The organism is Vibrio sp. 10N.286.46.A8, from assembly GCF_041470165.1.
Lineage (GTDB): Bacteria > Pseudomonadota > Gammaproteobacteria > Enterobacterales > Vibrionaceae > Vibrio > Vibrio tasmaniensis_A.
Genome location: NZ_JBFRLX010000077.1, coordinates 18,179 through 40,304, shown reverse-complemented (window position 1 = coordinate 40,304; position 22,126 = coordinate 18,179). Strand labels below are relative to the sequence as shown.

General features: G+C 46.2%; 19 protein-coding genes. 9 read left to right on the top strand and 10 right to left on the bottom strand.

Annotated features, from left to right (window positions below):
* The first annotated feature begins 21 nt into the window (after nt 1–21).
* The 7 genes from atpF (at nt 22) to glmU (ending at nt 6,934) form a co-directional block, all read left to right on the top strand.
* Nucleotides 22–492 carry a F0F1 ATP synthase subunit B gene (atpF, locus tag AB4232_RS09370; RefSeq protein ID WP_010433231.1) on the top strand — a complete coding sequence of 157 codons (471 nt, stop codon included), beginning with the start codon at nt 22–24 and terminating at the stop codon, nt 490–492.
* Between the two features lie 15 nt (nt 493–507).
* Complete coding sequence (atpH, locus tag AB4232_RS09365) at nt 508–1,041, top strand: F0F1 ATP synthase subunit delta (RefSeq protein ID WP_009848122.1); 534 nt, start codon at nt 508–510, stop codon at nt 1,039–1,041.
* Between the two features lie 13 nt (nt 1,042–1,054).
* Entirely contained in the window at nt 1,055–2,596 is a 1,542-nt protein-coding gene (gene atpA, locus AB4232_RS09360) for a F0F1 ATP synthase subunit alpha (RefSeq protein ID WP_009848121.1), read from the top strand.
* A 48-nt stretch (nt 2,597–2,644) separates the two neighbouring features.
* The gene (gene atpG, locus AB4232_RS09355; protein ID WP_009848120.1) at nt 2,645–3,511 is read left to right on the top strand and encodes a F0F1 ATP synthase subunit gamma; all 867 of its coding nucleotides are present in this window, start codon (nt 2,645–2,647) and stop codon (nt 3,509–3,511) included.
* Nucleotides 3,512–3,545: 34 nt separating this feature from the next.
* The gene (atpD, locus tag AB4232_RS09350) at nt 3,546–4,949 is read left to right on the top strand and encodes a F0F1 ATP synthase subunit beta (protein WP_009848119.1); all 1,404 of its coding nucleotides are present in this window, start codon (nt 3,546–3,548) and stop codon (nt 4,947–4,949) included.
* Between the two features lie 18 nt (nt 4,950–4,967).
* Nucleotides 4,968–5,390: a F0F1 ATP synthase subunit epsilon gene (locus AB4232_RS09345; RefSeq protein WP_004735742.1), complete on the top strand. Its 423-nt coding sequence runs from the start codon at nt 4,968–4,970 to the stop codon at nt 5,388–5,390.
* A 182-nt stretch (nt 5,391–5,572) separates the two neighbouring features.
* Nucleotides 5,573–6,934, top strand: coding sequence for a bifunctional UDP-N-acetylglucosamine diphosphorylase/glucosamine-1-phosphate N-acetyltransferase GlmU (gene glmU, locus AB4232_RS09340; protein ID WP_029223764.1), 1,362 nt, complete (start codon nt 5,573–5,575; stop codon nt 6,932–6,934).
* A gap of 124 nt (nt 6,935–7,058) precedes the next feature.
* Here glmU and punC read toward each other — a convergent pair whose 3' ends face one another.
* Nucleotides 7,059–8,270 (bottom strand): purine nucleoside transporter PunC, encoded by a 1,212-nt coding sequence (punC, locus tag AB4232_RS09335; protein WP_017099678.1) that lies wholly within the window; start codon nt 8,268–8,270, stop codon nt 7,059–7,061.
* Between the two features lie 163 nt (nt 8,271–8,433).
* On the opposite strand from punC, the gene punR reads away from it, so the two are divergent.
* Nucleotides 8,434–9,348: a DNA-binding transcriptional activator PunR gene (gene punR, locus AB4232_RS09330; protein ID WP_012605101.1), complete on the top strand. Its 915-nt coding sequence runs from the start codon at nt 8,434–8,436 to the stop codon at nt 9,346–9,348.
* Between the two features lie 96 nt (nt 9,349–9,444).
* On the opposite strand, the gene ilvA is transcribed toward punR, so the two are convergent.
* Genes ilvA through ilvG form a run of 5 tightly spaced genes read right to left on the bottom strand, consistent with a single transcriptional unit; the run spans nt 9,445 to nt 15,780 of the window.
* Nucleotides 9,445–10,989 (bottom strand): threonine ammonia-lyase, biosynthetic, encoded by a 1,545-nt coding sequence (gene ilvA, locus AB4232_RS09325; protein WP_009848115.1) that lies wholly within the window; start codon nt 10,987–10,989, stop codon nt 9,445–9,447.
* A gap of 2 nt (nt 10,990–10,991) precedes the next feature.
* Complete coding sequence (gene ilvD / locus AB4232_RS09320) at nt 10,992–12,833, bottom strand: dihydroxy-acid dehydratase (RefSeq protein WP_372086983.1); 1,842 nt, start codon at nt 12,831–12,833, stop codon at nt 10,992–10,994.
* Between the two features lie 33 nt (nt 12,834–12,866).
* The gene (locus tag AB4232_RS09315) at nt 12,867–13,835 is read right to left on the bottom strand and encodes a branched-chain amino acid transaminase (RefSeq protein WP_004735750.1); all 969 of its coding nucleotides are present in this window, start codon (nt 13,833–13,835) and stop codon (nt 12,867–12,869) included.
* 12 nt (nt 13,836–13,847) lie between these two features.
* Complete coding sequence (gene ilvM, locus AB4232_RS09310; RefSeq protein WP_372086982.1) at nt 13,848–14,132, bottom strand: acetolactate synthase 2 small subunit; 285 nt, start codon at nt 14,130–14,132, stop codon at nt 13,848–13,850.
* 1 nt (nt 14,133) lies between these two features.
* Entirely contained in the window at nt 14,134–15,780 is a 1,647-nt protein-coding gene (ilvG, locus tag AB4232_RS09305; protein WP_372086981.1) for an acetolactate synthase 2 catalytic subunit, read from the bottom strand.
* Nucleotides 15,781–16,251: 471 nt separating this feature from the next.
* On the opposite strand from ilvG, the gene AB4232_RS09300 reads away from it, so the two are divergent.
* Entirely contained in the window at nt 16,252–17,775 is a 1,524-nt protein-coding gene (locus tag AB4232_RS09300; protein WP_009848110.1) for a YifB family Mg chelatase-like AAA ATPase, read from the top strand.
* A 119-nt stretch (nt 17,776–17,894) separates the two neighbouring features.
* On the opposite strand, the gene AB4232_RS09295 is transcribed toward AB4232_RS09300, so the two are convergent.
* From AB4232_RS09295 to ccoG, 4 genes are all read right to left on the bottom strand, one after another.
* Nucleotides 17,895–18,848: a DUF2860 domain-containing protein gene (locus AB4232_RS09295; protein ID WP_372086980.1), complete on the bottom strand. Its 954-nt coding sequence runs from the start codon at nt 18,846–18,848 to the stop codon at nt 17,895–17,897.
* 139 nt (nt 18,849–18,987) lie between these two features.
* On the bottom strand, nt 18,988–19,587 hold the full coding sequence (locus AB4232_RS09290) for a thiol:disulfide interchange protein DsbA/DsbL (RefSeq protein ID WP_012605095.1): 600 nt from the start codon (nt 19,585–19,587) through the stop codon (nt 18,988–18,990).
* 53 nt (nt 19,588–19,640) lie between these two features.
* Nucleotides 19,641–20,627, bottom strand: coding sequence for a serine/threonine protein kinase (locus tag AB4232_RS09285; protein ID WP_029223962.1), 987 nt, complete (start codon nt 20,625–20,627; stop codon nt 19,641–19,643).
* A 74-nt stretch (nt 20,628–20,701) separates the two neighbouring features.
* A complete protein-coding gene (ccoG, locus tag AB4232_RS09280) occupies nt 20,702–22,120 on the bottom strand; it encodes a cytochrome c oxidase accessory protein CcoG (protein WP_017098109.1) in 1,419 nt (472 codons plus the stop codon).
* Nucleotides 22,121–22,126: the final 6 nt, after the last annotated feature.

Below are 22,126 nucleotides of genomic sequence, written 5' to 3'. Positions count from 1 at the left end.
TCTTAACGAGGGGTAGCTGTTGTGAATATGAACGCAACTCTGCTAGGTCAAGCAATTGCTTTTTCACTGTTTGTTTGGTTCTGCATGAAATATGTATGGCCACCAATCATGCAAGCAATTGAAGAACGTCAGAAAAAAATTGCTGACGGTCTAGTAGCCGCTGAACGCGCTGCTAAAGACTTGAACCTGGCACAAGCCAACGCTTCTGAGCAAATGAAAGAAGCAAAGCGCACTGCAACTGAGGTTATTGATCAGGCAAACAAACGTAAAGCTCAAATTATTGATGAAGCACGCGAAGAGGCTCAGGCAGAACGCCAGAAGATCTTAGCGCAAGCTGAAGCAGAAATTGAAGCAGAGCGTACACGTGCCCGTGATGACCTGCGCAAACAAGTCGCAACTCTGGCTATAGCTGGTGCTGAGAAAATCCTTGAACGTACAATCGATAAAGATGTACACGATGATCTTCTTAACAACATTACTGCAAAACTTTAAAGCAAGGGGCTGTATATGTCTGATTTGACTACAATCGCACGCCCCTATGCTAAAGCAGCGTTTGACTTTGCGGTAGATAAAGGTGAGCTAGACCAATGGGGTCAAATGCTTACTTTTGCTGCCGAAGTGGCACAAAATGATGATGTTCACAATTTATTAAGCGGTTCTATGACTGCTGAAAAATTAGCTGAAGTATTCATTGTAATTTGTGGCGAACAATTTGATGAATTCGGTCAGAACTTAATTAAAGTGATGGCAGAGAATGGCCGCTTAATGGCTTTTCCTGATGTTTGTAAAGAGTTCTTTATACTCAAAAAAGAGTATGAGAAAGAGATCGACGTTGAAGTAACTTCAGCGGTAGAACTTTCTGAAGAACAACGTGCAGAGATCAGCAGCAAATTGGAACAGCGCTTAGCGCGCAAAGTTCAGCTGAATTGCAGTATAGATGAGACTCTACTTAGTGGAGTTATTATTCGAGCCGGAGACCTAGTCATCGATAACTCAGCGCGCAGTCGTTTAGACCGCCTGAGCGATGCATTGCAGTCTTAATGGGGATTGGAGCATGCAACTTAATTCCACTGAAATTAGCGATCTAATTAAACAACGTATTGAATCTTTCGACGTTGTTAGTGAAGCTCGCAATGAAGGTACTATCGTTTCTGTAAGCGATGGCATCCTTAGCATCCACGGCCTAGCGGACGTGATGCAAGGTGAAATGATCGAACTACCGGGTGGCCGTTACGCTCTAGCACTAAACTTGAACCGTGATTCGGTTGGTGCTGTTGTAATGGGCCCGTATGCTGACCTACAGGAAGGCATGAAAGTTACAGGTACTGGTCGTATTCTAGAAGTACCAGTAGGTCCTGAAATGCTTGGTCGTGTTGTAAACACGCTAGGTGAGCCAATTGATGGTAAAGGTCCAATCGAAGCTAAATTGACTTCGCCTGTAGAAATTATCGCACCAGGTGTAATCGACCGTAAATCGGTAGATCAACCTGTTCAAACTGGTTACAAGTCTGTTGACTCAATGATCCCTATCGGTCGTGGTCAACGTGAGCTAGTAATCGGTGATCGTCAGACTGGTAAAACAGCAATGGCGATCGATGCGATTATTAACCAAAAAGATTCTGGTATTTTCTCTATCTACGTAGCTATCGGCCAAAAAGCGTCGACTATTGCTAACGTAGTTCGCAAACTAGAAGAGCACGGCGCACTAGCAAACACTGTTGTTGTTGTTGCATCTGCTTCTGAATCTGCAGCGCTGCAATACCTTGCACCGTATGCTGGTTGTGCGATGGGCGAATACTTCCGTGATCGCGGTGAAGATGCACTGATTGTTTATGATGATCTATCTAAGCAAGCTGTCGCTTACCGTCAAATCTCGCTACTACTTAAGCGTCCACCAGGTCGTGAAGCGTTCCCAGGTGATGTTTTCTACCTTCACTCTCGTCTACTAGAGCGTGCAGCTCGTGTAAGCGAAGCATACGTAGAAAAATTCACTAACGGCGAAGTGACAGGCAAGACTGGTTCTTTAACAGCTCTTCCTATCATCGAAACGCAAGCTGGTGACGTATCTGCATTCGTACCAACGAACGTAATCTCGATTACTGATGGTCAGATCTTCCTACAAACTGAGCTATTCAACGCGGGCGTACGTCCAGCTGTTGACCCTGGTATCTCAGTTTCTCGTGTAGGTGGTTCGGCGCAGACTAAAATCATCAAGAAGCTATCTGGCGGTATCCGTACTGCTCTAGCTCAATACCGTGAACTTGCAGCATTTGCTCAGTTCTCTTCGGATCTTGATGAAGCGACTAAGAAGCAGCTAGACCACGGTCAAAAAGTTACAGAACTGATGAAGCAGAAGCAATACGCTCCTATGTCTGTATTTGACCAAGCTCTAGTAATCTTCGCTGCAGAGCGTGGATACCTTCAAGACGTTGAACTTTCTAAAGTTCTAGACTTTGAAGCTGCTTTACTGTCGTTTGCTCGTGGTCAATACGCTGATCTAGTAACACAGATCGACGCAACGGGTGCTTTCAACAAAGAAATCGAAGCTGAGCTGAAGAAGCTTGTTGACGACTTCAAGGCAACCCAGACCTGGTAATTGGTAGGTGGTCTTAGGGCCACCTCATACCATTAACGGAGAGTAACGATGGCCGGCGCAAAAGAGATACGTAATAAAATCGGTAGTGTTAAAAGCACACAGAAGATTACGAAAGCAATGGAAATGGTAGCAGCTTCAAAAATGCGTCGTTCTCAAGACGCAATGGAAGCTACTCGTCCATATGCAGAAACAATGCGTAAAGTGATCGGTCATTTGGCTAATGGTAGCCTCGAGTATAAGCATCCTTATCTTGAGGAACGTGAAGCCAAACGTGTTGGTTACATCATCGTTTCTACAGACCGTGGTCTTTGTGGTGGTTTGAACATTAACTTGTTCAAGAAAGCCATGAACGACATGAAAGATTGGTCTGAGAAAGGTGCTGATGTTGAGCTTGCAATTGTAGGCTCTAAAGCAACAGCATTTTTCAACAACAGCGGCGCGAAAGTAGCAGCTCAAGTTTCTGGTCTGGGCGATCGTCCAAGCCTTGAAGACTTGATTGGCTCTGTGAGCGTTATGCTGAAGAAATATGATGAAGGCGAACTAGATCGCCTGTTCGTAGTGTTCAACAAGTTTGAAAACACTATGGTTCAAGAACCAACGATCGATCAATTACTTCCTTTGCCTAAATCAGACAGCGAAGAAATGAAACGCAGTCATTCTTGGGACTACATTTATGAGCCCGAGCCAAAGCCACTACTAGATGCACTATTGGTTCGCTATGTCGAATCTCAAGTGTACCAAGGTGTGGTCGAGAACCTTGCTTGTGAGCAAGCGGCTCGAATGATTGCAATGAAATCAGCAACAGATAATGCTGGTGACATTATTGATGACTTAGAACTTGTGTATAACAAAGCCCGTCAATCGGCGATTACACAAGAACTTTCTGAGATCGTTTCAGGCGCAGCTGCGGTTTAAGCTTAGGTAAAACTAAATAGTTAGAGGATTAACGATGGCTACAGGTAAGATCGTACAGATCATCGGTGCGGTAGTCGACGTAGAGTTCCCACAGGGCGAAGTACCTCGTGTATACGATGCTCTGAATGTTAATGAAGTGAAAGAGCGTCTAGTTCTTGAAGTTCAGCAACAACTTGGCGGTGGCGTAGTTCGCGCAATCGTAATGGGTAGCTCTGATGGTTTACGTCGTGGTTTGACAGTTGAAAATACTGGCGCTCCAATCTCAGTACCAGTAGGTACTAAGACATTGGGTCGTATCATGAATGTCCTAGGTGACGCGATTGATGAGTGTGGCGAGATTGGTGCTGAAGAGCATTACGCCATTCACCGTGAAGCTCCAAGCTACGAAGAGCAGTCTAACGAGACAGCTCTTCTAGAAACTGGTGTTAAAGTAATCGACTTGATTTGTCCATTCGCTAAGGGTGGTAAAATCGGTCTATTCGGTGGTGCTGGTGTAGGTAAGACCGTTAACATGATGGAACTTATCAACAACATCGCACTTCAACACTCAGGCCTATCTGTATTTGCAGGTGTAGGTGAGCGTACTCGTGAAGGTAACGATTTCTACTTTGAGATGCAGGAAGCAGGTGTTGTAAACATCGAAAAACCTGAAGAATCAAAAGTAGCGATGGTTTACGGCCAGATGAACGAGCCACCAGGTAACCGTCTACGTGTTGCACTGACTGGTCTAACAATGGCAGAGCGCTTCCGTGACGAAGGTCGTGACGTTCTACTGTTCGTTGATAACATCTACCGTTACACACTAGCAGGTACTGAAGTATCAGCACTTCTAGGTCGTATGCCTTCTGCGGTAGGTTACCAACCTACACTAGCTGAAGAAATGGGTGTTCTACAAGAGCGTATCACGTCAACTAAAGCTGGTTCTATCACGTCTGTACAGGCGGTATACGTACCTGCGGATGACTTGACTGACCCGTCTCCAGCAACAACGTTCGCTCACTTGGATGCAACGGTTGTACTTAACCGTAACATCGCATCTATGGGTCTATACCCAGCGATCGACCCGCTAGATTCTACTTCACGTCAACTGGATCCATTGGTAGTTGGACAAGAACACTACGACATCGCTCGTGGCGTTCAGTCTACTCTTCAGCGCTATAAAGAGCTGAAAGATATCATTGCTATCCTAGGTATGGACGAGCTATCTGAAGAAGATAAGCAAGTTGTATCTCGTGCTCGTAAGATTGAGAAGTTCCTAACTCAGCCTTACCACGTAGCGGAAGTATTTACAGGTGACCCAGGCGTTTACGTACCTCTTAAAGAGACTCTACGTGGCTTCCAAGGTCTTCTATCTGGTGAATACGATGACATTCCAGAGCAAGCGTTCATGTACTGTGGTGCAATTGACGAAGCTATCGAGAATGCTAAGAAGCTATAAGGCTAACTAGGAGGCGATATGGCAGCAATAACCTTTCACCTAGACGTTGTAAGTGCCGAGAAACAAATTTTCTCTGGTCTTGTTGAGACGTTTCAGGTGACCGGTAGTGAGGGTGAGCTTGGTATTTTCCATGGTCACACTCCACTGCTGACCGCTATCAAGCCTGGTATGGTGCGTATTGTTAAGCAGCACGGCCACGAAGAAATTATTTATGTTTCTGGTGGTATGGTAGAAGTTCAGCCTGGTACAGCGACTGTACTGGCTGATACAGCTATCCGTGGTGAAGAGCTAGACGCAGCAAAGGCGGAAGAAGCTAAACGCAAGGCTGTGGAGAATATCCAAAATCAGCATGGCGATATAGACTTCGCACAAGCGGCCGGTGAACTGGCTAAAGCCATTGCTCAGTTACGAGTTATCGAACTGACAAAGCAGCGTCGTTAATCTTTTTAAGATTATAGACTCTGAGATAAAGGCGACCTAAGGGTCGCCTTTTTGCATTTTTAGGTTCTGAAAAATGCACCTTTTAAGCACCACTACTGGTTAAATGGTTATTGTGATTTAATTTTTTTGCCAAAAACGGTTACAATATCGGCTTAATAAAAATACTGTTGGATAGGTTTACAATGAAGTTTAGCGCAGTGATTCTCGCGGCGGGCAAAGGCACTCGCATGTATTCAAACACACCAAAGGTTCTGCACACGCTAGCGGGTAAGCCAATGGTGAAGCATGTTATCGATACATGTAATGGTTTAGGCGCTCAAAATATCAACCTGGTTTACGGCCACGGTGGTGATCAGATGAAGGCTACTCTAGCTGAAGAGTCTGTAAATTGGGCACTGCAAGCTGAGCAGCTAGGTACTGGTCACGCTGTAGATCAAGCATCTGCACATTTCGCTGATGATGAAAAAGTATTGGTGCTATACGGTGATGTTCCACTAATCTCTCCTGAAACCATTGAAAACCTATTAGACGCTCAACCAAACGGTGGTATCGCACTACTAACGGTCGTGTTAGACAACCCGATGGGCTACGGTCGTATCATTCGTCGCAATGGCCCGGTTGTCGCTATCGTTGAGCAAAAAGATGCAACCGATGAGCAGAAGCTTATCAAAGAGATTAATACTGGCGTTATGGTTGCTACTGGTGGCGATCTGAAACGTTGGTTGTCTGGCTTAAGCAACGATAACGCACAAGGTGAATACTACCTGACTGACGTTATTGCAGCGGCTCATGATGAAGGGCGTGCGGTTGAGGCTGTACATCCAGTAAGCCCAATTGAAGTTGAAGGCGTGAACGACCGCTCTCAACTGGCTCGTCTAGAGCGCGCTTACCAAGCTGAACAAGCAGACAAGTTATTAAAGCAAGGCGTAATGTTACGTGACCCAAGCCGCTTTGACCTACGTGGTGAGCTTCAATGTGGTATGGATGTTGAGATTGATACCAACGTAATCATTGAAGGCAGCGTAAGCATTGGTGATAACGTGGTTATCGGCACTGGTTGTGTACTTAAAGACTGTGAGATTGATGACAACACTATCGTTCGCCCATACAGCGTAATCGAAGGTGCGACAATTGGTGAAGACTGTACGGTTGGTCCTTTCACTCGCTTACGTCCAGGAGCTGACATGCGTAACAATTCGCATGTAGGTAACTTTGTTGAAGTGAAGAACACTCGTCTTGGTGAGGGTTCTAAAGCTAATCACCTTACTTACCTAGGTGATGCTGAGATCGGTCAACGTGTAAATGTGGGTGCGGGTGCTATCACTTGTAACTACGATGGCGCGAACAAGTTTAAGACCATCATTGGCGATGACGTATTTGTTGGCTCAGACAGCCAATTAATTGCTCCAGTTACTATTGGTAATGGCGCTACCGTTGGTGCGGGCTCAACGGTGACTCGTGATGTTGCTGAGAACGAGCTTGTTATTAGTCGTGCGAAAGAACGTAAAATTGCCAACTGGCAGCGTCCGACTAAGAAAAAGTAGCCTCAACTATAAAGCAGATGACTGCGATAGAGCTAATAGCACTGCTACTGGTTTTTCTTAGATATCTAGATATAAAAAAAAGAGCGATTAATCTCGCTCTTTTTTGTTTTCTTTAATCTAGAAACTAGTCTTGTTTCTCGTCAGCGACCACTCGAGAGTTGTCTGGTGTCGCGAAGTGTTCAGAAAGCTCTTTGTTCGAAACAATATAGCCAACCCACAATGCACCCAAACAAATCACAACCGCGATACCCGTTGCGCTTAGTGCTTGGCTAGCCATTGCCGCGACCAATGCACTTGATAGGCCACTGATACTGATTTGCAGGCTGTTTTGTAGGCCAGCAGCTGTTGCTGGGCTTTGCTTAGCACTTGATAGAGCACGGTTTACTACTATTGGGTAAAGTGCACCGTTTGCTACAGCAATCAAACAGAAAGGCGCAAGCAGAGGCCAGATTGACGTCAGCTCCCACTGTGACGCAATGAAGATAAGCATCGCTGCAACGCTGAACAAACCGATAAGATTTCTTAGTACAACGCCATCGCCATATTTCTTCACCGCTTGCTTACCGAAATAACCACCCGCCATGAACGCGATTGTCTGTGGGATAAAGCTCAAACCGATGTCTTTTGCTTCATAACCTAGCTGAGCCATTATCTCTGGCATACCCGTTAGGTAAGCGAAGAACGCTGCAGATGCCGAAGCAAACATTAAAACATTACCCATGTAAGGTTTTGATTTTATCAACATCTTGATGTCTGTCTTAATCGATGTCTGTTTTACTTCAGGCGCTTCTTTTGGTTGAGCCATTGTTGTTGCAATTAGTAGTGCGCCCATCAAAGTCAATGTAATGAAGATACTGTGCCAGCCAAAGCTGTCTGCTAGCAACACACCCAGTTGAGGTGCTAGTGCTGGAGATAGCGCTACTAGAGGCATGATAGTAGCAAAAATTTGCTGGCTACTGCTCTGAGAGTAACGCTTGATAACCATGGCTTGCCAAATTACCGCAGGCGCACATACACCGATCGCTTGAATGAAGCGCAGTGTCAGTAGATGCCATACTTCGGTACTGAATGCTAAGCCAAATGAAGCTGCGGTGAATATTACTAGACCGACTGCCAGCGTGTTGCGGTGACCATACTTGTCACTTGCGAGACCCCAAAGAAGCTGACCTAGTGCCATACCACCAAGGAATACAGTTAGAGACAGAGCAATTTGCTCTGGGCCAGTTGCGAAATCAACTTCCATTGCCTTAAATGCAGGAAGGTACATATCAGTCGCAATAAAGCCAAGCATTGAAAGAACTGCAAGGTAGACTAATTGAAATTTAGAAATATTCATAAGATGCCATTAAACTAAAGGTAATGATGTTTTTATCATCAAAAAAATTGTTTGATATACAGAAGTGAAAGCCCCTGTTTATTTATGCTGACATTCTATTTTTCAGACCTGATAAAATAAAACGCTAAAATATGTGGTTATCAATCAAAAAATTTGAAGGCTTATGTTCTCTAAATCCTCGTTAGAAATGCTCGACACTGTGGCGCGCTTGGGTAGTTTTACCGCAGCTGCTGAACAGTTGCACAAAGTGCCCTCAGCGATCAGCTATGGGGTTAGGCAGGTAGAGCAAGAGCTTGATGTTCTACTTTTCAGACGCTTACCAAGAAAAGTAGAGCTGACACCTGCAGGAGAGCTGTTTATTGAAGAGGCTCGTCAACTGCTGAGACAGATGGAAGAACTCAGTGCCCAGACTCGCCGAGCAGCGCGTGGTTGGAAGAAAACCTTGCGCCTAACGCTTGATAACGTGGTTAAGCTCGACAAGATGAAGCCTATGATTGAAGAGTTTTATCAAACCTTTGAGTTCGCTGAGCTGCAGATTAACATGGAAGTGTTTAACGGCTCTTGGGAAGCCATTGCACAGGGCAGGGCGGATGTCGTGATTGGTGCAACCTCGGCGATTCCGGTTGGTGGTGACTTTGAAGTTAAGGATATGGGGCGGTTAGATTGGGCATTTGTGATGTCACCCAGTCACCCGTGTGTGCGAGAGCAAAACCTTAATGAAGCCTTTGTCAGTCAATACCCAGCAATATGTTTGGATGATACCTCCAGCGTGCTGCCTAAGCGTCACACTGGCCATTATGCAAGTCAGAGACGTCTACTATTGCCTAATTGGTACAGCGCAATAGAATGCCTTAAAAATGGTGTAGGGGTGGGTTACATGCCAAGGCATATCGCCGCACCTATTATTGAGCAAGGTTTGCTGGTAGAAAAAATATTACCTGAGCCAAGCCCGCAGAGTCATTGCTGCTTAGTGTGGCGTAAAGACGACAACCATAAGTTGATCGAGTGGATGGTTAAGTATTTAGGATCGAGTGAACAGCTTCACCAAGATTGGTTGGATCATCGCAAAGCGATCTAATGATGTGATCCGTTGAAGATCATTCGGGTTAGGTTTTAGTCTCGCCCATAAAAAGAGCGAGTAAATACTCGCTCTTTTTGATTCGGTCGTTAACTCTTAAGACAAGAAGAACTTGTAGGAAGGGTTATCGGTTTCATCTTTGCATTGGTAGCCGAGTTCTTCTAAATGCGTAGAGAACTGAGCCAAATCGTCATCACCCAGCTCAAAACCACACAGCACACGACCGTAGTCAGCACCATGGTTACGATAGTTGAACAAGCTGATATTCCAGTGAGTCCCTAAGGTATCAAGGAATTTAATCAATGCTCCTGGGTATTCAGGGAACTCAAAGCTGTACAGACGCTCTTTCAATGGTTTCGATGGTTTGCCGCCAATCATGTAACGAATATGAAGTTTTGCCATCTCGTCATCAGACAAGTCGACAACCGCGTAGTCACCCTCACGTAAGTCATTGATGATGTGTTCGAGTTCTTCTTGTCCACCTTGTAGACGTACACCAACGAAGATATTCGCGAGGCTTTCGTCGTTGTGGCGGTAGTTAAACTCAGTCACCGCTCGACCACCAATAATGTTACAGAACTCTAGGAACGCACCTTGTCGTTCTGGAATAGTCACCGCAAGTAGACCTTCTCGCTTCTCACCCAATTCACAACGCTCAGAGACATAACGCAGACCGTGGAAGTTGGTGTTCGCACCAGAAAGTACCGTTGCTAGTTGCTTATTTTGCAGTTGGTTTTGTTCTGCAAACTTCTTAAGGCCTGCCAGAGCAAGCGCTCCTGAAGGCTCAGCAATTGCACGGGTGTCTTCAAATATGTCCTTTACCGCAGAGCAGATTTCATCGCTAGAGACTGTAATATGACCATCAATGTACTGTTGGCAAAGACGGAAGGTTTCTTCACCAATGCGTTTAACCGCAACACCATCAGCAAACATGCTGACTTGATCCAGTACCACTGGTTCACCCGCATCCAGTGCTGCTTTCAAGCAAGCTGAGTCTTCAGGCTCTACCGCAATCACTTTAATCTCTGGCATCAGTTGTTTGATAAGCACTGCAACACCAGCGGCTAAGCCACCACCACCAACCGGCACAAAGATATAATCCATGTGACCGTTTTGCTGCAGCATCTCCATGCCCATAGTACCTTGCCCTGCAATCACCAGTGGGTGATCGAAAGGAGGTACAAAGGTGAAGCCATGTTCAGCCGATAGGCGTTCCGCTTCCGCTTTTGCTTCATCGAAATTACTGCCGTGCAGAACCACGTTACCACCAAATCCGCGTACCGCATCAACCTTGATATCCGGCGTCGTTTTTGGCATCACAATCGTGGTCTGAATACCAAGCTTAGAACCGGACAGCGCCATACCTTGAGCATGGTTACCTGCCGATGCAGCAATCACACCTGCGGCTTTCTGTTGTTCAGAAAGGCTTGATACCATGTTGTAGGCACCACGTAGCTTGAACGAGTGCACCGGCTGACGGTCTTCTCGTTTAAGCTGAACCTGATTACCAATGCGCGCGCTTAAACGTGGCATATCCTGCAGAGGTGTCACGATTGCCGCTTCGTAAACCGGCGCTCTCAGGATCTGACGCAGATAATCTGCGCCAGTTTGTTTTTGGGGGCTGGAGGTGTCATCACTCATAGTTAGCCCTCAAGTTTAGACTTATCACGTACAGCGCCTTTGTCGGCACTGGTCGCCATGCTTGCATAAGCTTTCAGTGCGAAAGACACTTCACGTTGACGGTTTTCTGGTTTCCAGCCTAATGCATCTTGTTTTTCACGACGTGCTGCTAGTTCATCTTCAGCCACATCAAGCGTGATTGAGCGGTTAGGGATATCGATAGTGATGATATCGCCTGTGTTCACTAGACCAATTACGCCGCCGCTTGCTGCTTCTGGAGAAGCGTGACCGATAGAAAGACCTGATGTACCACCAGAGAAACGACCATCGGTTAGAAGAGCACAAGACTTGCCTAGACCCATCGATTTTAGGTAAGTCGTTGGGTAGAGCATTTCTTGCATACCCGGGCCGCCTTTAGGACCTTCGTAACGAATGACAACCACTTCGCCTGCTTTTACTTTACCCGCTAAGATGCCTTCTACTGCCGTATCTTGGCTTTCGAATACGATTGCAGGGCCTTGGAATTTAAGGTTTTCTTCATCAACACCCGCGGTCTTAACGATACAACCATCAACGGCGATGTTACCTGAAAGTACCGCTAGGCCACCTTCTTGGCTGAATGCGTTTTCTTTGGTACGAATACAACCTTCTTTGCGGTCGTCATCTAGACGATCCCAACGGCAATCTTGTGAGAAAGCTTTGGTGGTACGGATGCCCGCAGGACCTGCACGGAAGAACTTAAGCACGGCTTCGTCTTCTGTTTGCATGATGTCGTATTGAGCGAGCTGCTCTTGCATGCTTAGGCCAAGTACGGTGCGAGTTTGATTATTCAGTAGGCCAGCACGATCAAGCTCGCCTAGGATAGCCATTACGCCACCAGCACGGTGAACGTCTTCCATGTGGTATTTCGGTGTTGAAGGAGCAACCTTACAAAGGTGCGGAACGCGACGAGACATCTCATCGATATCATCCATATCAAAATCAATGTCACCTTCTTGAGCGGCTGCTAAAAGGTGAAGTACTGTGTTACTTGAGCCACCCATTGCGATATCAAGCGCCATAGCATTATCAAAGGCTGCGCGATTTGCGATGTTGCGAGGCAGTGCTGACTCGTCATCTTGATCGTAGTAACGCTTGGTTAGATCAACGATGCGTTTACCCGCGTTGATGAATAGCTCTTCACGGTCTGCGTGCGTCGCCAGCATTGAACCGTTACCCGGCTGAGATAGGCCAAGTGCTTCTGTTAGACAGTTCATTGAGTTTGCTGTGAACATACCTGAACATGAACCACAGGTTGGACATGCAGAACGTTCTACTTGCTCACTTTGCTCGTCTGAAATCGTTGGATCGGCGCCTTGAATCATCGCATCAACAAGGTCGAGCTTGATGATCTGATCTGAAAGCTTGGTTTTACCTGCTTCCATTGGACCGCCTGATACAAAGATCACAGGGATGTTAAGGCGCATTGCTGCCATCATCATTCCTGGAGTGATTTTGTCACAGTTAGAGATACACACCATTGCATCCGCACAGTGTGCATTGACCATGTATTCTACTGAGTCTGCGATAAGCTCACGTGATGGCAGTGAGTACAGCATGCCGCCGTGACCCATTGCGATACCATCATCGACCGCGATTGTGTTGAATTCTTTTGCGATACCACCCGCTTTCTCGATTTCACCCGCAACCAGCTGACCCATATCTTTAAGGTGAACGTGGCCTGGAACAAATTGAGTGAAAGAGTTTACAACCGCGATGATCGGCTTACCGAAGTCATCATCTTTAACGCCAGTTGCACGCCATAAAGCGCGCGCACCAGCCATGTTACGTCCGTGGGTTGTCGTTGCTGAACGATAGATTGGCATTGTTTAAATCCTTATAAAATATTTGGCTGTTGCTTACTTATTTGTTTGTGTTTGGCTTTCTGACGCATGGTCCGCTGGATAAACGTAGTCTAACCAGCCCCATTTATCTTCAGTGGTTCCATTGAATAAACCAAAGTAAGCTGCTTGAACTTTTTCAGTGATAGGACCGCGTTTGCCTTCACCTACTGTAATTTTGTCTACACTGCGAACCGGAACGATCTCTGCAGCTGTGCCTGTCATGAATACTTCATCGGCAAGGTATAGCGCTTCACGAGCAATGTTTTCTTCACGGATTTCGTAACCCATGTCTTTTGCTAGTGTCATGATTGAATCACGGGTGATGCCCGGTAGAATCGCGCTGGTTGCTGGTGGCGTTGATAACACACCATTACGAATCACAAAGATGTTCTCGCCAGCACCTTCTGAAAGGTAACCATCGACGCTCAGTGCGATACCTTCATCGTAACCATGACGACGAGCTTCACCACCAACCAGTAATGAAGATAGGTAGTTACCACCAGCTTTCGCAGCGGTAGGGATAGTATTGGGAGCGGCACGATTCCAGCTTGAAATCATCGCATCTACACCATTCTCTAGCGCTTCTTCACCTAGGTAAGAACCCCAAGGGAACGCAGCGATGATCAGATCCATCTCAGTATTTTCTGGCGGACACACACCCAAACCAACATTACCGACAAAGCCCAGTGGGCGTATGTACGCAGACTGTAGCTTATTTTGACGTAGCGTTTCGCGAGTCGCTTCCATAATTTCTTCCTCAGTAAAAGGAATAGGGAAGCGGTAGATTTTCGCTGAGTCTTTTAGGCGTCTTGCATGCTCTGGGTGACGGAAGATTACCGGCCCTTTTGGCGTGTTGTAACAACGAACACCTTCAAACACCGAAGTACCGTAGTGCATTGCGTGAGTCAGGACGTGAACGTTTGCCTCTGCCCAAGGAACCATTTCACCGTTAAACCAAATATAGTCTGCTGTTTTAGCTGTCATGTTAGCGGTTCCTTATGCGTTTATCTTTTGTTGTAAGTTGTTGTTTGGCAATTCATTACGGCTGATCGAGATAACGTCAACGGAACGCACATCCCACAGTTTTTCGATTTGGTTTACCAAGAAAGAGATCGGACGCTCACTGTCGACAATGATCTCAACACTCGCCACTTTGCTTTCGTGGTTTTGAGTGCCAGCTACTTGCTTAACAATAAAGCCACGGTGGCGGATAACACGAAGAACACGCTCTAGTAGTACAGGCTTATCATCGGCTTTGATGTCTAATAGGTATCTTTTCATGTTATGTGTTCTCCAACATCTCACTGTTTGAAGCACCTGGCGGTACTAGTGGCCATACGTTCTCTTCTTCATCGATAAGAACATGAAGTAGGTAAGCGGTTTTGCTCTCTAGCATCTCTTTTAGTGCAGGCTCTACTTCTTCTTTACGCGTGATGGTTTTGCCCGGGATATCAAATGCTTTCGCTAGCATGACGAAGTCTGGGTTGTCATCTAGGATGGTTTCACTGTGGCGGCCATCGAAAAATAGCGATTGCCACTGGCGAACCATGCCTAAGCGCGAGTTGTTAAGCAGCACCATTTTCACTGGGATTTGGCGACGCTTCAGTGTGCCAAGCTCTTGAATGTTCATCATGAACGAGCCGTCACCAGAGATAAGTATAGATTGGTCATCAGGACGACCAACCGATGCACCCATGGCTGCAGGTAGGCCAAAACCCATAGTGCCTAAGCCCGCTGAAGTGATGAAGTTTTGTGGATCGCGTGGCTGAATGTGTTGAGCTGCCCACATCTGATGTTGGCCAACATCGGTCGAAACCATGGAACTCGCAGGCATCATGTCTGACAGTTGTTTCAACAACAGAGGTGCGAAGATAAGGTCGCCAGGGTGGTCGTAACGCCATTTGAATGAGCTACGAAGGCCTTCGGAGTGATGAACCCAAGAAGAGATGTCTTGGCTTAGCTCCAGTTGAGGCATGATCTTGTTGATGTCACCACGAATTGGCGCATCAGCAAGGCGCAGTTTACAGAACTCTGCCGCATCGATATCAATATGGATAACTTTAGCGTGCGGTGCAAAGGTGTCGAGCTTACCGGTAACTCGGTCATCAAAACGAGCGCCAACAACAATTAACAGATCACTTTCTTGAACCACCAGGTTAGCGGCTTTGGTGCCGTGCATACCCAGCATACCCAAGTAGTGTGGGTCGTCACGTTCAATGGTGCCTAAGCCTTTTAGTGTGCTTACTGCAGGCATTGGATTTAGACGTAAAAACTCACGAACTGCATCGGTTGCTTTCGCCAGTTGAACGCCACCACCTACGTATAAAACAGGACGAGTCGCTTGAGACAAGAAGTACTGAGCTTGCTCAATGGCATCCGTTGTCACAACAGGAATAGCTGGTGGTGTAAATTCAGGAAGAATTTTTACAGGGGACTCTGCTAATTGAACGTCTTTAGCTATATCGACAATAACCGGACCGGGACGTCCTGCTTTTGCAACGATAAATGCTTCAGCCAATGTCGGCGCAAGATCTTCAATATCGGTAACAAGGTAGCTGTGTTTAGTACATGACAGAGACATTCCAATCACATCCATTTCTTGGAATGCATCGGTACCAATGTGGGAGCTCGCAACTTGACCAGTGATCGCTACGAGTGGGATGGAATCCATAAAAGCATCAGCAAGACCTGTGACTAGGTTAGTTGCCCCCGGGCCTGAGGTTGCCATACAAACAGCGACGTCTTGCGTTGCTCGAGCCATACCGATAGCGGCCATTGCAGCGCCTTGCTCATGGCGACATAGGATGTGTTCAACCCCGCCGTCATAGAGTGCATCGTAGATTGGCATGATGGCACCGCCAGGGTAACCAAATACGGTCTCAATGCCTTGTTGCTTGAGTGCGGATACGACCAGTTCTGCGCCTTTCATCGTAATTCCTCCGTATTACCTTTGTTTTGGTAATTGTTTCCATTGTCTCTGCACATCTTGTGCTCCCATTCTTCCTGTAAATCGGCAAAGCCGAAAATGTTTCAAAATATAAAATCGAATGTCTAAATTAGAAAAAACCCCCGGACTTTTCAGTGCGGGGGTTTTTTCTAATTCGTGGTTACTTTTTTCCCACTCGCCCCCGCGTAGTCTCAATAATGACTACGATAATCAGGTTAATCAGTGCGTAAATGCGAGCGTTAAATGTCATAAAGTTCGAGTTTTCTCGTTTATTGTCTTAAGTAAATGTCTACATCTCTAGTGTTATCACACAAATCTGCTGCATGACAAGGAAAATGTCATTCTTTTTTCACATTAAAACACCATTCCACCAAGCTATATAACAACCTTATCGCTTTGGTGAGCAACGAATACCCAGAGCGAATACTTTTAAATCAAAGACAAAGGAAAGTTATGGGACTCGCAATAATTCATAGCCGAGCTAGTGTGGGTGTAGAGGCACCAGAAGTGACTGTGGAAGTGCATATTAGCAACGGAATGCCCGGTTTTACGCTGGTGGGTCTACCTGAAACGACGGTTAAGGAATCTAAAGATCGAGTAAGGAGTGCCATCATCAATTCTCGCTTTGAATTTCCATCGAAAAGAATCACGGTCAACCTTGCACCTGCAGATTTACCCAAAGAGGGAGGACGTTTCGATCTGCCAATTGCGCTTGGGATTTTGGTGGCGTCAGATCAGCTTCCTACATCAAAAATAGTTCAACATGAATTTATCGGTGAGTTGGCGTTATCGGGAGAGCTGCGTTCAGTCAAAGGAGTGCTACCAGCAACATTAGCGGCGGATAGTGTTGAGCGATGCTTGGTGGTTCCGCACCATAACGGTGATCAGGCGGCCTTAGTTGGCAAGGGAGCGCATAAATCTGCACAAACCTTGTTGGAGGTTTGCGCTGATATGTGTGGCCAGGCTCAGCTTGGTTTATATCGAACCGAGCATCATCATGTCGATGTGTCTGATAATCGTGACCTACAAGATATTATTGGCCAGCAACAAGGTAAGCGAGCACTGGAGATCGCCGCAGCGGGCAACCATAACCTTCTTTTTCTCGGCCCGCCCGGAACTGGAAAAACCATGTTGGCGTCTCGATTGCGCGATTTGTTACCTGAGATGAGTGACGACGAGGCGATGGAAACCGCTTCGGTGGCTTCTTTAACGCAACAAGAAATCAATCAATACAACTGGAAACAACGACCTTTCCGTTCTCCACACCATTCGAGTTCGATGGCAGCATTGGTCGGTGGTGGCTCGATACCTCGCCCCGGAGAGATCTCTTTGGCGCATAACGGATTATTGTTTCTCGATGAGATGCCTGAGTTTGAGCGCAAGGTGCTCGATTCATTACGAGAGCCTCTAGAGTCAGGTGAGATCATTATTTCACGCGTGGCAGGCAAGACTCGTTTTCCTGCACGCTTTCAGTTGGTCGGAGCCTTGAACCCAAGCCCGACTGGTTATTACGAAGGCAATCAAGCACGCGCTAATCCTCAGATCATATTGCGCTATCTCAATCGATTATCGGGGCCACTGCTTGATCGGTTCGATATGTCATTGGAGATCCCACTATTGCCCAAAGGGATGTTGGCTGAAGGTGGCGATCGTGGTGAAACGACTCAAGTGGTAAAGCAACGAGTTAAACAAGCGCGCCAGTTGATGCTGTCTAGGAACCATAAATCGAATGCGCTGTTAGGCAGCCGAGAAATTGAAAAGTACTGCCCATTGAGGCGTGAGGATGCAGAATTTCTGGAAACGGCTCTGCATCGATTAGGTTTATCAATTCGTGCTTATCATCGCATTATTAAGGTAGCGCGAACCATTGCGGACCTAGAGGGTAATGAGCAGATTGAAAAGAAGCATTTATCAGAGGCACTTGGTTATCGAGCGATGGATCGACTCTTGAAACAACTCTCGGCTCAAGCTGTATAGTCATGCCAATCGTAGTAAACAACGGGTCATTTATTTACTGTGATTGGTATAAAAACAAGAAAGCCTGCTTTTACGCAGGCTTTCGTTGTTATGAACTAATGGTTATTAGAAAGCAGTGATTAGAACTTGTAGTTCAAGCCAACTGAGACGATGTATTGTGATTCATCGTAGAAGGTAATGTTCGAGTCGCTGGTGCCGTAGCCCGCAAGCGAAACAAACGACCAGTTTTCCCAGTCCATGAATTGATCATATTCATACGCGGCAAATAGGTTGATGTTGTCGTCGCTGCGCTTCTTGCTGTAGATAGGGTTGCTTGCATCGTAAGAGCGTTGGTTATAGCCCGCTGTCAGAGCGTACTGGTGGCGGCCTATGCCACTAAATAGACTCACTTCACCACCAAACTGTTCGTAAGACTCAGCGTTACCGTCGGCATCCCTTGATTGGTAAATCAATGATGGTACTAACATCATGGTGCGATTGATTGGCTGACGGTACTGACCTTTCAGGTAGAAAGTATTGGCATCACGCTGTAGTTCTTCTCTAACTCGATCATCTTCTACATCTTTGGTGGCGTAGGCCATGTCTAACGAGAAAGCTGAGCCCGCAATGCTACTTAGTTTCAAACGAAAGGCATTGCCTGTTTCATCCGTTTTGGTGCGACCTGAAGTGGTGTTGTACGGATCGGCCCAAGTCTCACCAGACATGATAGTCGGCAGAAGTGAAGCGTCGATGGTCATGCCTGACTCTAGTTGGTATTTATAGCCAACCTCCAGTACAACAGTACCGGTTGCCACATCATCACGAGCGGTACCTGTGTACACCTGGTGATTTAGCTTCTCACCAAAGGTGTAAGCGACACTGCCTAAAGGGGCGATAAGAAATGAGCTCTCAGATGAGGCTTTCTGTGTATTTGACGAAATGGTGCTATCAGCATCGGTATTAAAGTTTGAGGTGGAAGAGGTAACCCCTGTATTAATAGAGATTTCACCACTGAAACCTTGTTCGTCTGCAAGCTTGGCAAAAGCAGGAGAGGCTGCAATGCTCAGTGCCAAAAGCGTTATTTTTATTTTCATTCAAAGGCTCCTTGCCTACCAGTTCTTAGGACTGGATATTGATATCAGTAAAGCACAACGTTTTCAGGATGATTGTTTATTGATGAATCTTTTTGAACTAGTGCAAAAAAGGAAGCCGAAGCTTCCTTTAATCAATACGTTACTTCTTAAGTAGAAAGTTAACGAGCTCGAAGTACTCATCGAGAGAGCTAATACCTTGAGCGTCTACTAGGTAGCGGTTGTTAACTACGACCGCAGGAACACCAGAAAGACCGCTGTCTTTGAATGCTTTGTCGAAGCGGCGAACCATAGAGTCGACTGCAAAGCCGTTGTATGCCGCATCGAATTTCTTAGCATCAACGCCTTCGTCTAGGAAGATTTGACGCAATTCTGCTTCATCGCGTGGTGGCTTGTTCATGGTGTGGATGCGGTTAAACATCACTGGTACCATTTTATCTTCAACTTTCAGGGCAATCATGGTCGCGTAAGCTTTGCTCATTGGCAGGCCCATGTTACCACCCATGAATGAAACATGGTTCTTCTGTAGCTTAGCGTCTTTTGGTAGCTGTTGTTTTAGCTGTTGGATGATTGGTTCAAAGCTATTACAGTGTGGGCAGTAGAAAGAGAAGAACTCTGTCACCATTGGTTTTTTTGATGCTTCTAGATCGAGAACTTTGTAGTGTTCACCTTCGTTAAATTTCGCAGCGTGAGCTGAAAGGCTCAACATGATCAATGAGAAAAATGCGAATAGCTTTTTCATTTATCCAATCTCCATTATGTTTGAATTTTTATCTAGTTGTGTTGCGATTGCTGTTACCACTGAGGCATTAACGAAAGTGGTGGCTCTTGCAGGGTAGCAATTTGCTCTTTACAAGCAAGTACTTGTTGCTCCCAATATTTTGGATCATTAAACCATGGGAAGGCTAGAGGAAATGCAGGATCGTTCCATCGTTTCGCCAACCATGCCATGTAATGCACCATACGTAGACCGCGTAGTGGCTCGATTAGTTTCAGTTGCGCGGTATTAAAATCGCAAAATTCTTGATAGCTCTCTAGCAGAATATCCAGTTGCATTAGCTTATCTTGACGCTCGCCGTTAAGCAGCATCCACAAATCTTGTATCGCTGGGCCGTTACGTGCGTCATCAAGGTCGACGAACATTGGCCCGTCACGCCATAAGATATTGCCAGGGTGGCAGTCACCATGCAGGCGGATGTTGTCAATGTTGCTCGGCCACTGACTCTCTAGCTCTTTTATCAGAAGGTCTACGTCATTGAAGAACGCTTTTTCTAGGTGTGTCGGGATAAACTGAGAGTTCTCTAGAATCTTACGTGGCTGATAAAGGTATTCATCTAAGCTGATGGTCGGGCGATGTTGGAATGTTCTTCCCGCGCTGGCTTTATGAATACGACCCAGAAAACGTCCAACGCCTTCCAGTTGATCTAGATTGTCGACTTCATACTGTCTGCCGCCAACGCTTTCGAACAATGCAAATAGGTAGCCTTGATATTCATGTAAGGTTGCGCCATTGATTCGCATTGGAGGTGCAACTGGCATCTCTTGTTCGATAAGCTCGAGTGCGAAGTCATGCTCTTCTTGGATCTGTGCTTTGTTCCAGCGCTGCGGACGATAAAATTTAACGACGTAGCGTTTACGGTCTTCATCGGTGAATTGATACACTCGATTTTCGTAACTGTTGAGAGCGAGAAGCCCGGATTCAGCACGGACTCCAATACTCTCCAGTGCGTACCACATGAAGTCAGGAGTCAGGTTATCAAAGTTAAAGGCTTGCATCGTCATAGAATAAAAAAGGCTCATTACTGAGCCTTTTTCCATTTATTGGGTTGTTATACCTAGCACTAAGGTGACTGGTATCAGAGCTTTTTGATAAAGCGGCTTTCGACTTTCATCGTAAACTCTTCATTATCCGAGAGTATAAACTGAATTGTCGAAACTGGTGAGCTCAGTTTTTCTGGATCGACGCCTAAACTGATAGGAAGGTTTAAAACCTCACCTGGGTCTACGGTAATCGTTTGTTTGCCGTACCAGATAGAATCCGGCAGCCCGCTGACATCAAGTTTGTACTCTTGCTCTTGCTGAGTCTTGTTGATGACTTTCAAGTTGTAAGTATTTTCGACAAGCCCTTGGCTATTGATTCTAAATAGTTGGTTTCTATCGCGCAGAACGCTTAAGCCTGCAGGATCAACACTCGCGATTTGTGCGAAAAACAGTCCCAACATAACGATTAGTATTACGCCATAGCCCAAGAGCTTAGGACGCATCACCTTGGTTGAGTGCCCCTCAAGCCTATGTTCGGTGGTGTAGTTGATCAGACCTTTCTCATAACCCATACGTTCCATGGTGTTGTCACAAGCATCAATACACGCGCCACAGTTAATACACTCGTATTGCAGACCGTCACGAATATCGATACCCGTTGGGCACACTTGAACGCATAAATTACAGTCAATACAGTCGCCTAGACCAAGTTCTTTTGGATCGGCTTTACGAGAGCGAGGGCCGCGGCTTTCACCTCGTTCAGTGTCGTAACCCACGATGAAGGTATCTTTATCGAACATTGCCGATTGGAAACGCGCATACGGACACATGTGCAGACAAACAATAGAACGCATCCATCCCGCATTCGCATAAGTACACCCAGCAAAGAACAATACCCAAAACACTGGCCAGAAAGTCGAGTTAAAGGTAAAGAAGCCAACCACCAGCTCTTTGATTGGGATGAAGTAACCGACAAAGGTTAAGCCCGTCGCAATCGCAATAGCCCACCACGCGATGTGCTTGATAGTTTTTCTGAGAATTAAATTGCTCGTCAGTTTGCCCGAGTCTTGTTTTCTTCGCTTATTGGCAGCACCTTCCAGTTTCTCTTCGAACCAGATGTACATGAAGGTCCAGACGGTTTGTGGACACAGGTAGCCACACCAGACTCGCCCTAAGAAGGTGGTTATGAAGAACAAGCCAAACGCCGCAATCATGAAGAGGATAGCGAGTAGCGTTAGATCTTGTGGGTATAGGGTTGTACCAAAGAAGTTGAACTGTTGGCTGCCGATATCGAGCAAGATCGCTTGTCGCTCACCAAATGGGATCCATGGGATAAGCGCAAAAAGTAAAAGTAAGAACCAACCGCCATAACGGCGCAGTTGTTGGAATTTACCTTTGCTTTCTCGAACATAGATTCGGTTACTTGGGTTAAATCGATCTCCATTACCTTTATGTGTTTTTGGGTTAAAGGTTTTAGGAGTCACATCTTTGATATCGATTTTATCCTGACTCATGGACTA

Coding starts and splice junctions, on each gene's coding strand:
- AB4232_RS09315 (WP_004735750.1), bottom strand. CDS start 13,835: ATGACAGCTAAAACAGCAGACTATATTTGGTTTAACGGTGAAATGGTT.
- ilvA (WP_009848115.1), bottom strand. CDS start 10,989: ATGAGTGATGACACCTCCAGCCCCCAAAAACAAACTGGCGCAGATTAT.
- atpH (WP_009848122.1), top strand. CDS start 508: ATGTCTGATTTGACTACAATCGCACGCCCCTATGCTAAAGCAGCGTTT.
- AB4232_RS09295 (WP_372086980.1), bottom strand. CDS start 18,848: ATGAAAATAAAAATAACGCTTTTGGCACTGAGCATTGCAGCCTCTCCT.
- punC (WP_017099678.1), bottom strand. CDS start 8,270: ATGAATATTTCTAAATTTCAATTAGTCTACCTTGCAGTTCTTTCAATG.
- AB4232_RS09345 (WP_004735742.1), top strand. CDS start 4,968: ATGGCAGCAATAACCTTTCACCTAGACGTTGTAAGTGCCGAGAAACAA.
- ilvD (WP_372086983.1), bottom strand. CDS start 12,833: ATGCCAATCTATCGTTCAGCAACGACAACCCACGGACGTAACATGGCT.
- ilvM (WP_372086982.1), bottom strand. CDS start 14,132: ATGAAAAGATACCTATTAGACATCAAAGCCGATGATAAGCCTGTACTA.
- punR (WP_012605101.1), top strand. CDS start 8,434: ATGTTCTCTAAATCCTCGTTAGAAATGCTCGACACTGTGGCGCGCTTG.
- atpD (WP_009848119.1), top strand. CDS start 3,546: ATGGCTACAGGTAAGATCGTACAGATCATCGGTGCGGTAGTCGACGTA.
- ccoG (WP_017098109.1), bottom strand. CDS start 22,120: ATGAGTCAGGATAAAATCGATATCAAAGATGTGACTCCTAAAACCTTT.
- glmU (WP_029223764.1), top strand. CDS start 5,573: ATGAAGTTTAGCGCAGTGATTCTCGCGGCGGGCAAAGGCACTCGCATG.
- AB4232_RS09285 (WP_029223962.1), bottom strand. CDS start 20,627: ATGACGATGCAAGCCTTTAACTTTGATAACCTGACTCCTGACTTCATG.
- ilvG (WP_372086981.1), bottom strand. CDS start 15,780: ATGAAAGGCGCAGAACTGGTCGTATCCGCACTCAAGCAACAAGGCATT.
- AB4232_RS09290 (WP_012605095.1), bottom strand. CDS start 19,587: ATGAAAAAGCTATTCGCATTTTTCTCATTGATCATGTTGAGCCTTTCA.
- atpA (WP_009848121.1), top strand. CDS start 1,055: ATGCAACTTAATTCCACTGAAATTAGCGATCTAATTAAACAACGTATT.
- atpG (WP_009848120.1), top strand. CDS start 2,645: ATGGCCGGCGCAAAAGAGATACGTAATAAAATCGGTAGTGTTAAAAGC.
- AB4232_RS09300 (WP_009848110.1), top strand. CDS start 16,252: ATGGGACTCGCAATAATTCATAGCCGAGCTAGTGTGGGTGTAGAGGCA.